This window comes from Clostridium amazonense, assembly GCF_056431285.1.
Map to the genome: position 1 here is coordinate 47,158 of NZ_JBWKMH010000005.1, position 15,827 is coordinate 62,984.

Sequence of the window (15,827 nt, forward strand, 5' to 3'; positions counted from 1 at the left end):
TAATTAATTTAGAACTTGAAATTAAGAAAATGAAACTTAAAATCATTGAATATGCAAAATGCTTTAAAATAATACGAATGATAAAAAAAATAAAATATAAATGTACGTAAAACAACAAAGTTCAATACTAGTTATTTTACGTACATTTGTAGAATGAAAAAATATATAATTAACAGACTAAAGAATAGGTTTACAAATTATTTCATCAATTTTTGTGTCTAAAATATTATTAGCATGAGCAGATCTTAAAATTAAAGCAGTATCAGCACCACGGCTACTACCACCTATAGAAATAACTGGTTCCATATAAGGAATTAATCCACTGTCACAAGCCATGATAGCTATTTCTACAGCAACTTTAGTTCCTTGACCAAACATTCTTAAAGTATGAGCCATTATTTCTATAGGGGATATACCACCAAATTTTTTAGAAAGTCCTCTTTCAGCACCACTTAAAGCATGAGTTGTAGTTAAAACTTTAAATCCTTTATTTATAAGATTTTTTCTTTCGTCATCTGTTATGTCAATTTTTCCGCCTTCTTGAAAACCATAAGCGTGTGTTACACAAACAATATTTAAGTCATCTGTATTTTTAAAATATTTAGTAGTCTCACCAGTACTAGTTGCAACTACTATATTTTTAATGTTTCTTTCTTTAGCTATTTTTATTGCTAATTCTATAGTTTTTTCTGTATTCTCTATACCAGGTTTATCAAAATACATAATATATACCTCCCAAAATAAATATCTAAAAACATCTTAACATAAAATATAGTTAAAAGTTATTATAGATTATTCTTTTAATGAATAAATTTTAAAATATGTTATTTGTAAACTTAAAAAATATTATTTAATAGAAAAATTAATGACTGTATACATTATGAAATAATAGATACAGTTTAAACATTCATATAATTGGTGTTAAATATTTGAAAAAATAATTATAAAAAAATAATATAATTTAGAAAAATAAAAAAATAAAAAAAATTTCATAAATATATTGGAAAATTTTAAATTTTACTTTAGTATATAAGTGAGGGATTGAAATAAGATTTATTTTAAAAGATAAAGGAAAAGAGGAGAAAGTATGAGATTTGAAGATTACAAATATGAAAGACCTAATTATGAAGAGTACAAAAATAATCTTACTGCATTAATAGAAGAATTTAAAAATGCTAATAGTGCAGAAGAACAAATTGAAGATATGAAAAACATAAATACTCTTAGAAATGATTTAATGAGTATGAGAATAATTTCAAATATAAGACATGATATTGATACAAATGAACCATTTTATGCTAAGGAAAGAGAGTATTGGGATGAATATGATCCATTATATGAAGAGTTAAATTCTAATTTCTATAAAGCATTAGTAGATTCTAAATTTAAGAAACAACTTAGTGAAAAATTTGGAAAACAATTTTTAAACTTAGCAGAGTTTTCAATAAAATCTTTTTCACCAGAAATTATAGAAGATATGCAAATAGAAAATAAATTAGTAACAGAGTATTCAAAATTAATAGCTTCAGCTAAGATTATGTTTAAAGGTGAAGAAAGAAACCTTCCAGGAATTGCACCTTTTACTATAGATAAAGATAGAGAAGTTAGAAAAGAAGCTACTAAAGCTAAATATGATTTCTTTGTAAAAAATGAAGCTGAATTTGATAGAATATATGATGAACTTGTTAAAGTTAGAGATAAAATGGCTAAAAAATTAGGATATAAAAACTACGTTGAACTTGGTTATGTAAGAATGATGAGAAGTGATTATAATCCTGAAATGGTATCAAATTTTAGAAAACAAGTTTTAGATTATATTGTGCCAGTAGCAAATAAACTTTATGAAAGACAAGAAAAAAGATTAAATTTAGATAAATTAAGATGTTTTGATGAAAAATTTGAATTTTTAAGTGGAAATGCTACACCAAAAGGGGAGCCACAATGGATAATAGATAATGGAATGAAGATGTATTCAGAATTATCACCAGAAACTAAAGAATTCTTTAATTTTATGGTTGATAGCAATCTTTTAGACCTTGTAACTAAAAAAGGAAAAAGAGGCGGTGGATACTGCGATTATATTCCAAACTATAAAGCACCATTTATATTTTCAAACTTTAATGGAACATCAGGTGATGTAGATGTGCTTACACATGAAGCAGGTCATGCTTTCCAAGCATATCAATCAAGATGGATAGAAATTCCAGAATGCAACTTCCCAACATTTGAAAGTTGTGAAATACATTCTATGAGTATGGAATTCTTTACATGGCCTTGGATGAACTTATTCTTTAAAGAAGATGCTGATAAATATAAATTTATACATTTAGGATCAGCTATTAAATTTATACCTTATGGAATTACAGTAGATGCATTCCAACATTATGTTTATGAAAATCCAACTGCTACTCCAGAAGAAAGAAAAAATGCATGGAGAGATTTAGAAAGACAATATCTACCACACAAAAATTATGAAGATTGCGATTTCCTTGAAAGAGGAGGATGGTGGTTCCAACAAGGACATATATTCCAAATGCCATTCTATTATATAGATTATACATTAGCACAAATATGTGCACTTCAATTCTGGAAAAAGATGATGGATAACAGAGAAGAAGCATGGAGTGACTATTTAAGATTATGTAGTGTTGGTGGAACAAAATCATTCTTAGAACTTGTAGAATGTGCAAATCTTAAATCACCATTTAAAGATGGTTGCGTTAGTTCTATAATAGATGAAATTGATAAATGGTTAAAAAATGTAGATGATAGCAAACTATAATTAAAAATAGAAAATGAACTCAATAAATTTTGAGTTCATTTTTTTCAATTTAAAAATATAGAAAATGGGGTGTAAATATGAACTTGAAATTAATAAAGAAAGATATGCAAAAGGTTTCTAACTGGAGTGGGGGAAAAACTAATGAAATATATATATATCCTGAAGATGGAAATTATAATGAAAGAGAATTTTTATTTAGATTAAGTTCTGCAACTGTTGAAGTTGAAAAATCTGAATTTACATATTTAGAAGGTGTTGATAGATATATATTGTCATTAGATAATGAATTAGCTATTACTCATAATGAAGATGATGAAATTAAGTTAAAACCATTTGAAGTTCATAATTTTTCAGGAGAAGATAGTACAAAAAGCTTTGGGAAAGCAAGAGATTTCAATCTTATGCTGAAAAATGGTGCAAAAGGGAATGTGAGTATAGTTAATTTAAATAGATTTAAAGAAATAACTATAAATAAAAAAAGTAAGGGAGTAAGTTTTGAATGTTTTTATCTTCCAAAAGAAGAATTAATGTTTAGTGTAAATGAAAAAGAAGGAATATTAAAAAGTGGGGAACTTCTTATAATAGAAACTACAGAAAGAGATGAAAAAATAAAAATTAAATTTAAAAGTAATGGAGTAGTAAATTTGATTGATTCTAAGATAATATTATAGGGTTCCAAGCTGAAAAATGAAATTATTCAAATAATAAATGAGAATATTAGTAGTAAAGGAAACAGTAATTATTTAATTTGTAAAAAGATTATTTTAAATTTCAAATCCTATATAGGAATACAAGTTCAAAAAATTAATTATGCGTATTTCAGTTCACAAAGAGATATTTAAAAACTATATAAAAAAGTAATAGTGATAGTTACTATTAAAACTATGGTTAGTAAGAACATTATGGTGGGGAATTTATTCTCCAAAATGAACTTTTATGGATAAATATTATATTAATTTTATTTGAAGTACAAATAAAACATTGTAGCGGGGATTTCAATCCCCGGGGATATCCAACATCATTGTTAATTGGTTCTAAACTTAAATTATAATACTATATTGGAGGTATATTGAAAAAAACGGAGAAAGGTAAAGAAAACATGAAGAAGTTAATGGCGTATGCCAATATACAAACTTAAAGCAATTTGGTAAATTCATATAGTATTATGGTAATATTAAGTCAATAAAGATATTGTGGAGGTATGAAAAATGAAAATAGCTATGCCAAAGAACGGAGAAGTAATAAATCAACATTTTGGAAGAAGTGAAAGTTTCTATATTGTAGAATTAGAAAATAATAATGTAGTTGAAGGTAAAGAGATATCTGCTTTAGAACTACAACATAATCATGGTGGACTTTCTGAACTTCTTGTTAAAGAGGGTGTATCTGTAGTTATAACAGGTGGAATCGGTAAAGGTGCATATGATGCTTTAAAATTAAAAGGATTAGAAGTTATAAGAGGAGCATCAGGAAATATTGAAGATGTAATTAATGAATATAAATTAGGAAATTTAAAAGACAGACAAGTGATGTGTAATCATCATGGAGAGCATCATCATCAGTAAATTCATTCACTGATATTTGAAAAAATATAAAATGTCTAGTATAATTTGACTACAAGATAATTAATAATAAATTTTTATCAAGTATAGGAGAAATTAGACTATGACAATTGAAAGATTTGAAGGTACTGGAAGAATGAGCCGTTGTGTTATAAATAATGGCACAATATACTTATGTGGTCAAACTTCAGGAGAAGGAAATATGAAGGAACAGACTGCAGGAGTCTTAAAGAAAATTGAAGAGTTATTAGAGAAATATGGCTCAGATAAAAAACACATAATTTCAACTACAATATATGTAAAAGATATGGCTATGTTTAGTGAAATGAATGAAATTTGGGATGCATGGGTTATAGATGGATTTGAGCCAGTTAGAGCTTGTGTTGAAGCTAAAATGGCAAGAGAAGAAATATTAGTAGAAATGTCAGTAATAGCTGCTGTAAAATAGTAAAATGAGAAGATTTTAGTCTTCTCATTTTTTATTGATGTTTTTTTCCTTTTGGATTTGAAATTTTATGACCATTGATTATGCCAACATCGCCACCATCTTTTGGATACATTTTTCTAAGTTCTGCACTAGTTTTATAATCTTCTTTAACTCTACTCTTATTATTATCCATAAGAAACCTCCTATAGTTTGAAAGTTAAAAATTAATTTCTTAATTGAAAGAGGTATAACTTTTAACTTGTTTTTAATAGTATTCCACTAAAGAAGTTTATGTATTCCTAGCTTTTTCTTACAACTTTATCTAGCTTTTTATTATATAGGAACATGTAAAATGATGCAGAAAAAATAATTATATAACCTAAGAAACTAAATTTATCTGGTATTTGATTAAATAATAGCATGCTTATTATTGCTGAAAAAATTATATTAGAATAATCAAAAATTGATATTTCTTTAGCAGGTGCATATTTATAAGCAAGTGTTATTCCAAATTGACCAATAGTTGCAAACACCCCTGCTAGAATTAGATAAGAAAATTGTATAAGTGTCATAGATTTATATGTAAGAAGGAAAAATGGCAATATAACTACTGTTGAAAAAAATGAAAAGAAGAAAACAACAGTATAATATTTTTCTTTTCCACCTAAAATTCTTACAAAAGTATATGCAGCAGCTGCAAATATAGCTGAACATAAACCTATTAAATATGGAACCATATCTATATTAAGGGCTGGTTTTATTATAAATAGAGCACCTATGAAGGCTACTATAACAGCTAAAATTTGATTGATTTTAATTTTCTCTTTTAAGAATAAAGCACAAAATATTATTACAAAAAATGGACTAAGTTTATTTAACATATTGGCATCAGAAAGTATTAAGTGATCTATTGCATAAAAGTTTAATATAATTCCTATGGTTCCAAAGGCAGATCTTAATAGTAATGTTTTACGATTTTCCTTTTTACCAAAGAAACTTTCCTTATGATAAACTATCATGAAAAAGGCTATAACACATGAAACTAAATTTCTGAAAAAAGTTTTTTGAAAAGATGGTAAATCTCCAGATAGCTTGACGAAGGTTGACATCATGGCAAATCCAAATGCCGATAAAATTATAAATAAAATACCTTTATTTCTATTACTCATTTTTTAAAATCCTCTCTTTAAAATAATAATCAATATCATTATCCATAAAAACAAGAAAAAATGCAAGGAAAGTACAGAGATTTCCTTACATTTATATTTAAAATTAGATTAGATATTTAAAAATGCACATATAGTGAGCTAAACTTCCAAGCATTACGAATATATGAAAAATTTCATGAGCACCGAAAGTTCTTTTGGAACCTTTTTTCTCTATGCAATATATAACTGCACCTATAGTATATAAGACTCCACCTAAAACTAGAAGATATATAACTTCAGGAGCAACTGTTTTAGATAAAGGAGATAATATAAATACTGCTATCCAACCAAGACTTACATATAAAACAGATGAAACCCATTTAGGACAATCTATCCATTTTACTTTCAATATGATTCCTATTATAGAAAGTGTCCAAATAAATATAAGTAAACCCCACTTTAAGTAAGATTGTAGACCTATAAGACATATTGGAGTATAAGTTCCAGCAATTAATATAAAAATCATAGAGTGATCTAGTTTCTTTAACACTTTTATAACTTTATCAGAAGAAACAACTAAGTGATAAATTGTACTTGCAGTATAAAGAAATATTAAACTTAAACCAAAAATTATAACTCCAACTAAGGAAGAGATTCCCGTTCTATTTATAAACTCTCTATGGATTAGTGAAACTAATCCTATTAAAGAAAATACAGCTCCAAAAAGATGTGTAAAACCACTTACTGGTTCGCGAAAATATTTATTCATTAAAATACCTCCTAATAAATTTGAATGTAGTTTTAAAAACTATGTTTTAGTATATTTATATTATAACACAAATGAAATTAAAATAAACATAAAAAATAATATTTAATAATATAGTTTATCAAAACACAAAATACAATATAAATATTGACATAATGAATCTATAATGTGACAATATACTTAAAAAGAAAATATATTATAAGATTCTAATTTGAAAACTTAAGTTATTCATATTTTATTTGATAAATATAGAAACTAAAATATGAACTTAGAACTCTATATACTAGATAATTAAGTTGAAAATTTAAAAGAATTGTTTATAGAAGATTAATTTTGAATAAATATATTATCCACCATTTAAAAAAATTCATTCTTAAATTTCTTTTGCTATTAGAAATAGAAGTTAAAAATGGTAGAGTTATGATAAGGAGAGGAAGTATGTATAATAAAAATGAAATTTTAAGTGCTTTAAATGAAATGAAACTAGATGATTATATGGAGTTATCTAAAATACCAGATATTGATTTATATATGGATCAAATTATAACATTATTTGATAAAAATTTAGGTGAAAATAAAAGAACTGAAGAAGACAAATTACTTACTAAAACCATGATTAATAATTACGCAAAAGATAAACTTTTAATGGCACCTGACAAAAAGAAATATACAAAAGAGCACATAATATTAATGTGTATAATATATAATTTAAAACAAAGTTTAAGTATTCAAGATATAAAAAAGTTATTTAATCCAATGATTGCTAATTTTGAAGATGAAAATTTAAAAGAAGATGAAAAGAAAAAGTTAAGTAAATTATATGAAAGTTTTTATGAAATTAAAAAAAATGAAATTGAAGATAATTTAAAAAATATTGAGGAAAAGATAAATAATATAAATAATATGGAATCAGATGATTACGGAAAAGTATTTATAACAGTATTAATATTAATTTACTCTGCCAATATTCAAAGAAAGTTAGCAGAAAGAATGATAGATAAATTTTTAATATGTGAAAATGATGAAAAATAGAATTTATTTCAATATGTTTTAAAAGGAAATTTCAACATATTGAAATTTTCTTTTATATAAATAAAAAATATAAAAATAAAACCTTTAAAATGTTTAGAAAATTGTGTAAAATATATATTATAATGTTTCATATAGGGTTCCAAGTTGAAACTTTAAGTTATTCAAATATTAAATGATAATAATGGTAGTAAAGGAAACAGGACTTATTTAAAACGTTATTCATAAAAATCTCAAAGAAACTCTAATAAATTTGCCATTTTATTTCCAAGACTAAACGGCTGAATCGACGTCCTGTCTAGGCAGTCGCTGAACCCGTCCTTGGGTTCAGGTCTTGAAAATAAAACGCAAATTAATAAGATTTTCTAAATTAATTTTTAAAGAAATACTTATTTAAATAAGTCCTGTTCCTTGATGAAATAAAAAAGTTTTTCAATTGATAAATGTATTATTTAAACTTCAAACTTGTAACCCTATATAGGAATCCAAGTTAAAACTTTAAGTTATTCATGTTTCAATTGAGAATTTTAACGCTAATTATTAATCTATATTTTAGAAATTGACAATGGACAGTGAATGTAAAAATTGGATTTCCAATTTTAAAGAATGATTTTTTATTAAATTTGCACAGCAAATTAATTGAAAACAATATAAAAACGTAGTTTTTAGGTATTTCTATTTTAAATATTATGAATGAAATCAGTAATATTAACCATAACTGTCAATTGTCAATTTTCAATTGTCAACTGGTTCCGAATATAAATATAGAAATAAACTGTAAGATTAGTATTATTATTTGAGAAAGAGATTACTTTGAACTTGAACTTGGAACCTTATATAAGGAGGGGTTTTATGAAAAAAATAAATGAGAGATTAGAAGAATTAAGAAGTGTGATGAAAAAGCATAATATAGATATTTATATTATACCAAGTTTTGATTCTCACCAAAGTGAATATGTAGCAGATCATTACAAATGTCGTGAGTGGATTTCAGGTTTTACTGGTTCTGCAGGAACTGTGGTAGTTACTATGGAAAAAGCAGGGTTATGGACTGATGGTAGATATTTTATACAAGCAGCAAATCAATTAAAAAATTCGGAGATAGAATTATTTAAAATGGGACAACCTAATGTTCCAACATATCAAGAATGGATAAAAGATATAGCAAAAGAAAATGCTACGGTTGGATTTAACGGGGAAGTAATTTCAACAGCAATGTATAAGAATATGAAAATAATGTTTGCATCTAAAAATTTGAATTTTGAAACAAAATTTGATTTAATAGATGAAATATGGAAAGATAGACCAGAAATACCTTGTACAGATATTTTTATTCATGAAATTAAATATGCTGGAAAATCTAGAGAAGAAAAGCTAGAAGCAGTTAGGTTAGAAATGAAAAAGAAAAATGCAGATTATTTTATAATATCATCCTTAGATGATATAGCATGGCTTTATAATATTAGAGGAAGAGATGTAAAAGCTAATCCAGTAGTAATTTCATATGCAATTGTTACACTTTATGAAGCGTATTTGTTTGTTGATGATAAAAAAGTATCTAATAATGTTAAAGATGAATTAGAAAAGTCAAATATAATTATAAGAACTTATGAGGAAATTAGTAAAGTTGTATCTGAAATTGAGAAAAATAAAGTAGTATTATATGATCCGAATAAGACAAATGTTATGATAACAAGTTCAATGAAGACTCAATTAAATAAAATTGAATCTTTAAATATAACTACTAAGCTTAAAGGAATAAAAAATCCAGTTGAGATGGAGAACACAAGAAAATGTACTATAAGAGATTGTGTTGCAGAAGTGAAATTTATAAAATGGCTTAAGGAATCTGTAAAAGCAGGAAAAAAAGTTACTGAAATAACAGCATCAGAAAAGTTAACAGAATTTAGAAGTAAAAATAATTTATTTATAGAACCAAGTTTTAATACAATTGCGGGATATAAAGAGCATGCAGCAATGATGCATTATAGTGCTAATGAAGAAACAGATTGTGAGTTAAAACCAGAGGGATTTTTCTTGTTTGATTCTGGTGGACAATATTATGATGGTACAACTGATATTACAAGAACTGTTGTTCTTGGAAAATTAACAGAAGAAGAAAAAAGAGATTTTACATTAGTGGTTAAATCTAATTTGGCATTGTCAAAAGCTAAATTTTTAGAAGGAACTTGTGGATGCAACTTAGATATATTAGCAAGGAAACCGTTATGGGATGAAGGAATAGATTATAAATGTGGAACAGGACATGGGGTTGGATATTTACTAAATGTTCATGAAGGACCACATGGAATATCTAGAGTACCTATAAATATAAAATTAGAAGTTGGAATGAATGTAACAGATGAACCAGGAGTGTATAAGGAAGGAAAACATGGAATTAGATTAGAAAATACATTATTTGTAGTAGAAGATGAAGTTACTGAGTATGGCGGAAGATTTTTAAAATTTGAAAATATAACATTTTGTCCATTTGATTTAGATGGCATAGTTAAAGAAATGCTAACAAAAGAAGAAATAGAATGGGTAAATGATTATCATAAAATGACTTATGAAAAGTTATCACCATATTTAAATGAAGAAGAAAAAGAATTCTTAAAATTAGAGACAAGAGCTATATAGGAATACAAGTTAAAACTTTAAGTTATTCATATTTCAGTTGAGAATTTTAATTTTAAGTTTTAATCTATATTTTAAAAAAATTTTTTTATTAAATTTGCAGAGCAAATTATTTGAAAACAATATAAAAGCTTAGTTTTTATGTGTTTCTATTTTTAGATATTAGGAACAAAGTGAGTAATAACTACCATAACTTTTCACTCTTCACTTTTACTTGGTTCCAATATAAAAATAGGAATAACATGTAACTTTAGTAGTAGCATTTTATAAATATACTATTTTAATTCTAAACTTGTAACCCTATAATTGATAAGTGAAAATACCTTAAAATAGAAATATATAAAATTAATAGTAAAAATAGATTGTCATAGCTTGTGATGATCTATTTTTATTTTTATGAAATTTTATAATAAATTATTTTAAAATGGATTTTGAATACGATTTCATTTTTACGATTATTAAAATATAATTTAAAAATAGCAAACAAAAGATAGAAGAAAATGAATAAAAATCATTAAAAAGAGAAGATTATAACTAATCAAACTACAAAAAAATTTAAAAAGTAACAAAAATAAAAAAATATTATTGCAAAAGCGACAAAATTCGAGTACAATAACATTGCAATTAAATTATAAAAAGATTATAAAATTTTATAAGAAACGGAGAGAATGGAATGTCACAAGATAACAAAAGAAGCATGGGTTTAAAAGAAGCTATCTCTGTAGTTGTAGGAGTAGTTATCGGATCAGGAGTATTTTTCAAAGCATCTGTAGTTTTTAAAGAAGCTGGATCACCAGTACTTGGAATATTAGCATGGCTTATTGCAGGTATAATAACTATTTGTGCAGGATTAACAGTAGCAGAAATAGCGTCAGCAATTCCAAGAGAAGGTGGATTGTATGCATACTTAACTGAATTATATGGGGATCTTGTAGGATTTTTATATGGTTGGGTTCAAGTTGTTATATATTTTCCAGCAGTTATAGCAGCAAGTGCAATCGTTTTAGCAGATACTGCATCACCATTAGTGGGTGGATTAAGCGACATACAAAGAAAGCTATTAGCAGTAGGTCTTATAATATTTATGGCATTAATACATATGGTTTCAACTAAATTAGTTGGAAAAGTTCAAATTATAGCAACAGTAGGTAAACTTTTACCATTAGCAGCAATTATAATATTTGGTATCATAAAAGGTAAAAGTGGAGAACTTTCAAGTGTATCATTTAGCGGATTTACAACAGGTGGATTTGGTGCAGCGCTAATAGGATGTTTATGGGCATATGATGGTTGGATAAGTGTAGGTACATTAGCTGGTGAAATAAAAGAGCCAGAGAAAAACTTACCAAAAGCAATTATCGGTGGATTAACAATTGTTATGGCTGTATACGTATTATTCAGTGTTGGAATAATAAAAACATTACCAATGGCTGAAGTTATAGCTTCAGATGCAGTTGCAGCAGACACTGCAAACGTATTATTTGGATCAATAGGTGCTACAATAATATCACTTGGTATGTTAGTTTCAGTTTTTGGAGCTTTAAATGGAAACTTAATGGCTGGATCAAGAATGCCAGTAGCTATGGCTAAAGAAAGATTATTACCAGCAAGCAAAGTTTTAGAACAAATAAACCCTAAATTTGGAACTCCTATAAATTCTATAATATTAATTTGTGCAATATCTTTAATATTCGTTGCGACAGGATCATTCCAAGCGTTAACTGACATGATAGTATTTGTACTATGGATATTCTTTGTAATGGGAGTATTCGGAGTATTTAAAGTAAGAAAAAGAAAAATGGAAGCAAAATATAAAGTGCCACTATTCCCCATAATACCATTAGTAGGTATATTCGGAGGTATATATATAGTTATAAGTTGCTTAACTTCAAGCTTTACAAATGCAATAGTAGGTTCAGTATTAACATTAATAGGACTACCAGTATTCTTCTACTTAAAGAAGAGAAATGATAACAATAAAAATAAAGAAAATATTGCTTAATATTTAAGTGTAATAAAAAGTAGAAACTTTAAGTTTCTACTTTTTTTATATAGAAATTTAAATTATATAGGAATTCAAGTTCAAAGATGAATTTATTCTTATTCTAATTGAGAAAGAAGAAATTAAAGTGTTACATAACAATTAACAATGAAGGATAAAACTTAAATCTCAGTTTTTTTGAATCAATTTTTATAATGATTTGCAAAGCAAATTAGTTAAAGATTACTAAAAGCTTATGTGCTTCTATTTTTAGATATTAAAAGCGAAGTGATTAATATCAACCATCATTGTTAATTGCTAACTGCTAATTGTTAATTGGTTCCAACAATGATATCAGAATAAACTGTAAGATTAGTAGTAGCATTTGAGAAATCTATTATTTAAAATATTAAATGAGAATAGTAGTATTCCAAGAAACAGTAATTATTTAAAACGGTATTCATAAAAATCTCAAAGAAACTCCAATGAAATTGCCATTTTATTTCCAAGACTAAACGGTTATAAGTGAACTGAATTCAGAGCTATGTAATTAAATTCTAGTCTATTTTTCATAACTCTTCGTCAGCAATTCACATTAATAAAATGCCATTATTAATGCGAATTACTTCCTTGATTTATAAAAAATATACATTGAATTTTGAATTACATATTTCTAAATTTAGTTCACACGACATCCTGTCTAGGCAGTGGCTGAACCCGTCCTTGGGTTCAGGTCTTGAAAATAAAACACAAATTAATAAGATTTTCTAAATCAATTTTTAAAGAAATACTAATTTAAATAATTCCTGTTTCTTGATGAAAAAAAAAGCTTTTCAATTGATAAATTTGTTATTTTGAATTTGAACTTGGAACCCTATATTATATAAGTATTTAAGATTTGAAAAAATTTTTATGGCATAACATAAATAGTGGCATTAATATATTAAAGAGCTAATTAAAAAAGATGGTACAACTGTGTGTATCATCTTTTTTAATTTATTAAGGTTTTGGAGTTGGTGTCGGATTAGGAGTTGGTGTTGGATCCGGTGTTGGTGTTGGGTCAGGATCCGGTGTTGGATTAGGATTTGGGTTAGGATCTGGATTTGGGTTAGGATCTGGTTTTGGATTAGGGTCTGGGTTTGGATTTGGTGTTGGGTTTGGATTTGGATTAGTTCCAGTATTTCCATTACCGTTACCGCTATTATTAGTATTTCCATTACCGTTATTTTTGTCTTTATCCTTATCTTTGTCCTTGTCCTTGTTTTTATCTTTATCCTTATCCTTATCTTTGTCTTTTTCTGTATCATTTTCTTGCTTATTTGTATTTTCTATTGGAGTTTGATTAAAGTCTTCAGATAATACATTGTGTGAAAAAGGTTTAACTGGTAAACCAGAATGTATTTGCTCCATAAAATCTTTCCAAATAGTTTTAGGTATGCTTGTATAACTATCTAATAATTCTACAGGTGTATCATATCCAATATATATAGCAGTTGTATAATAAGGAGTATATCCACAGAACCAAGCATCTTTATTACCATCTGTAGTTCCGGTTTTACCAGCAGAAGGCATGTTATTACTTAAAGATAACCCATAACCAGTTCCGTGGGGTTTAGATATAACACCTTCCAAAATATTAGTCATTTCATCTGCAGCAGTTGCAGTATAGACATCTACCTCAGAATGTAGATTTTTATATAATATTTCATTTTCGTAGTTTTCTATTTTTTCTATACAAGTAGTTTCAATGTATTTTCCACTTCTTGCTAAGGTAGAGTAAGCACCAGCCATTTCCTCAGTAGTAACACCTTTAGTGAATCCTCCTAATGCAACTATTGGAGTTGTATCTGTAGGTGTTATATATTTAAAGTTCATGTTATGAAGATATGCTAATGATTCAGGAACACCTATTTCATTTACAAGATTAAATGGAATTGTATTTATTGATATTTCAGTTGCATATCTTAAGTTGACCATGCCCTTATAGCCTGGATACCAGTTAGCAGGACCATTATTAATAGCTTTATCTTCCATCATGCTATTTCCATTATAGCCTTTTTCAAAAGCAGGAGTATATGCAACTAATGGTTTTATAGCAGAACCTGGTTGTCTAACAGCTAAATAACCTCTATTGAAGGTATTATCTACTCCATCTTGATTACGTCCACCAACAATTGCAACAACATTACCAGTTGAGTTATCTATAGTAACAGCTGCACCTTGCATAGAGTATAGTCCCGTTTCCATGTCAGTTTCATAAAATCCAGCAAGATTTGAATCAACAGATTGTTGAAGTAATTTTTGTTTTGCGGGATCTAAAGATGTATATATTTTATATCCACCTTTTCTTACACTAGCATTAAACTTTTGATATAAGTCATTATATTCATTAAAATAATTTTGTCTTTCAGTGTCATTTTTAAAATCTGTTCTCAATACAAAACCACTATTCTTTATTAATTCAGTTATAGTAGAATCTAGTGCATAAGATATACTGTAATCTTCATTTTCATACACAGACTCATCTTTATTAATGTTTAGTGTTACTTTTTGGTTTTTAGATGAATCGTATTCTGATTGAGAAATAAATTTAAGTCTTAACATATTATCAAGAATTAAATTTTTACGCTTAACTACATTATCACTTTTTGTTAAAGGATCATACATAGTTGGATTATTTGGTACAGCAGTTAAAAAACTAATTTCACCTAAAGTTAAATCTTTGCAAGGTTTGTTGAAGTAGTATCTAGATGCAGATTCTATTCCATAATTACCATTACCAAAATAGATATTATTTAGATAAAACTCCATGATTTGTTCCTTACTGTACTTCTTCTCAAGATTAACAGCAATTATTATTTCTTCAAATTTTCTTTTAAAAGTCTGATCAAGAGATAATACTGTAAGTTTTACAAGTTGTTGAGTTATTGTAGAACCACCCTGTGTAATCTCACCTCTATTTTTAACAAGTTCAAAGCTAGCTCTAGCTAAAGACTTAACATCAATTCCATTATGTTCCCAAAAACGATTATCCTCAATTGCTATAAAAGAATTTACTACATTTTTAGGTATATCTTTGTAATTTAAGTATTCATAGTCATGTTGAGCAAATTCTCTAAGTACTTTACCATCTTTATCATAAACAACAGTAGGCATTCTACTTAAAAAAGTTTCATAAGAAATATCATTTAGTTTACTTAATGAATTGTCATAGAAAGCTTGGATATTTTTGAAATTTAATAATAAAAATATACCAGATAAAAGTATAAGTGTAGCTAAACATATGCCTACAACTTTAAAAAACTTATTCCAAAAGCTTTTCTTTTTCTTCTTTTTCGTTTTAGTTTGTTTTTTTGTATTACTTTTTCCCATGTTAATCCTCCTTCCAGATGAATAAATTCATCTACTTATAGGAATATTAATTAAACATTTTTACTTAAAGTCTAATTTAATAAAATTAGTTTAATGTTTTAATTATAGATATGTGTAAGATAA

General features: G+C 26.6%; 12 protein-coding genes. 7 read left to right on the forward strand and 5 right to left on the reverse strand.

Features of this window, described 5'->3' with window-relative positions; translation table 11 throughout:
- Positions 1-177: 177 nt before the first annotated feature.
- A complete protein-coding gene (locus AC07E4_RS02485) occupies positions 178-723 on the reverse strand; it encodes a pyruvate kinase alpha/beta domain-containing protein (RefSeq protein WP_034440170.1) in 546 nt (181 codons plus the stop codon).
- Positions 724-1,087: 364 nt separating this feature from the next.
- Here AC07E4_RS02485 and AC07E4_RS02490 point away from each other — a divergent pair, with 364 nt between their 5' ends.
- The 4 genes from AC07E4_RS02490 (at position 1,088) to AC07E4_RS02505 (ending at position 4,792) form a co-directional block, all read left to right on the forward strand.
- Complete coding sequence (locus AC07E4_RS02490) at positions 1,088-2,782, forward strand: M3 family oligoendopeptidase (RefSeq protein ID WP_034440172.1); 1,695 nt, start codon at positions 1,088-1,090, stop codon at positions 2,780-2,782.
- A 77-nt stretch (positions 2,783-2,859) separates the two neighbouring features.
- A complete protein-coding gene (locus AC07E4_RS02495; RefSeq protein ID WP_051540047.1) occupies positions 2,860-3,453 on the forward strand; it encodes a HutD family protein in 594 nt (197 codons plus the stop codon).
- A 537-nt stretch (positions 3,454-3,990) separates the two neighbouring features.
- Positions 3,991-4,347, forward strand: coding sequence for a NifB/NifX family molybdenum-iron cluster-binding protein (locus AC07E4_RS02500; protein ID WP_034440174.1), 357 nt, complete (start codon positions 3,991-3,993; stop codon positions 4,345-4,347).
- 100 nt (positions 4,348-4,447) lie between these two features.
- Positions 4,448-4,792 carry a RidA family protein gene (locus AC07E4_RS02505; RefSeq protein WP_478215650.1) on the forward strand — a complete coding sequence of 115 codons (345 nt, stop codon included), beginning with the start codon at positions 4,448-4,450 and terminating at the stop codon, positions 4,790-4,792.
- 31 nt (positions 4,793-4,823) lie between these two features.
- Here AC07E4_RS02505 and AC07E4_RS02510 read toward each other — a convergent pair whose 3' ends face one another.
- The 3 genes from AC07E4_RS02510 to trhA all read right to left on the reverse strand — a co-directional run bounded on the left by AC07E4_RS02510 (position 4,824) and on the right by trhA (position 6,688).
- Positions 4,824-4,964, reverse strand: coding sequence for a hypothetical protein (locus AC07E4_RS02510; RefSeq protein ID WP_187372125.1), 141 nt, complete (start codon positions 4,962-4,964; stop codon positions 4,824-4,826).
- Positions 4,965-5,070: 106 nt separating this feature from the next.
- Positions 5,071-5,940, reverse strand: a complete 870-nt coding sequence (locus AC07E4_RS02515) for a DMT family transporter (RefSeq protein WP_478215651.1) — start codon at positions 5,938-5,940, stop codon at positions 5,071-5,073.
- A 103-nt stretch (positions 5,941-6,043) separates the two neighbouring features.
- Positions 6,044-6,688, reverse strand: coding sequence for a PAQR family membrane homeostasis protein TrhA (gene trhA / locus AC07E4_RS02520; protein WP_034440180.1), 645 nt, complete (start codon positions 6,686-6,688; stop codon positions 6,044-6,046).
- A gap of 435 nt (positions 6,689-7,123) precedes the next feature.
- On the opposite strand from trhA, the gene AC07E4_RS02525 reads away from it, so the two are divergent.
- The 3 genes from AC07E4_RS02525 (at position 7,124) to AC07E4_RS02535 (ending at position 12,353) form a co-directional block, all read left to right on the forward strand.
- Positions 7,124-7,717, forward strand: a complete 594-nt coding sequence (locus AC07E4_RS02525) for a DUF1836 domain-containing protein (protein WP_034440182.1) — start codon at positions 7,124-7,126, stop codon at positions 7,715-7,717.
- An 849-nt stretch (positions 7,718-8,566) separates the two neighbouring features.
- Positions 8,567-10,354, forward strand: a complete 1,788-nt coding sequence (locus AC07E4_RS02530; protein ID WP_034440184.1) for an aminopeptidase P family protein — start codon at positions 8,567-8,569, stop codon at positions 10,352-10,354.
- 670 nt (positions 10,355-11,024) lie between these two features.
- Positions 11,025-12,353: an APC family permease gene (locus AC07E4_RS02535; RefSeq protein ID WP_051540048.1), complete on the forward strand. Its 1,329-nt coding sequence runs from the start codon at positions 11,025-11,027 to the stop codon at positions 12,351-12,353.
- 978 nt (positions 12,354-13,331) lie between these two features.
- Here the strand turns inward: AC07E4_RS02535 and AC07E4_RS02540 are convergent.
- Positions 13,332-15,704: a transglycosylase domain-containing protein gene (locus AC07E4_RS02540; protein WP_478215652.1), complete on the reverse strand. Its 2,373-nt coding sequence runs from the start codon at positions 15,702-15,704 to the stop codon at positions 13,332-13,334.
- Positions 15,705-15,827 lie beyond the last annotated feature (123 nt).

What these genes read in the sequence shown, in the direction of transcription:
- AC07E4_RS02485 (WP_034440170.1), bottom strand. Translation starts at nt 723, where the DNA reads ATGTATTTTGATAAACCTGGTATAGAGAATACAGAAAAAACTATAGAA.
- AC07E4_RS02490 (WP_034440172.1), top strand. Translation starts at nt 1,088, where the DNA reads ATGAGATTTGAAGATTACAAATATGAAAGACCTAATTATGAAGAGTAC.
- AC07E4_RS02495 (WP_051540047.1), top strand. Translation starts at nt 2,860, where the DNA reads ATGAACTTGAAATTAATAAAGAAAGATATGCAAAAGGTTTCTAACTGG.
- AC07E4_RS02500 (WP_034440174.1), top strand. Translation starts at nt 3,991, where the DNA reads ATGAAAATAGCTATGCCAAAGAACGGAGAAGTAATAAATCAACATTTT.
- AC07E4_RS02505 (WP_478215650.1), top strand. Translation starts at nt 4,448, where the DNA reads ATGACAATTGAAAGATTTGAAGGTACTGGAAGAATGAGCCGTTGTGTT.
- AC07E4_RS02510 (WP_187372125.1), bottom strand. Translation starts at nt 4,964, where the DNA reads ATGGATAATAATAAGAGTAGAGTTAAAGAAGATTATAAAACTAGTGCA.
- AC07E4_RS02515 (WP_478215651.1), bottom strand. Translation starts at nt 5,940, where the DNA reads ATGAGTAATAGAAATAAAGGTATTTTATTTATAATTTTATCGGCATTT.
- trhA (WP_034440180.1), bottom strand. Translation starts at nt 6,688, where the DNA reads ATGAATAAATATTTTCGCGAACCAGTAAGTGGTTTTACACATCTTTTT.
- AC07E4_RS02525 (WP_034440182.1), top strand. Translation starts at nt 7,124, where the DNA reads ATGTATAATAAAAATGAAATTTTAAGTGCTTTAAATGAAATGAAACTA.
- AC07E4_RS02530 (WP_034440184.1), top strand. Translation starts at nt 8,567, where the DNA reads ATGAAAAAAATAAATGAGAGATTAGAAGAATTAAGAAGTGTGATGAAA.
- AC07E4_RS02535 (WP_051540048.1), top strand. Translation starts at nt 11,025, where the DNA reads ATGTCACAAGATAACAAAAGAAGCATGGGTTTAAAAGAAGCTATCTCT.
- AC07E4_RS02540 (WP_478215652.1), bottom strand. Translation starts at nt 15,704, where the DNA reads ATGGGAAAAAGTAATACAAAAAAACAAACTAAAACGAAAAAGAAGAAA.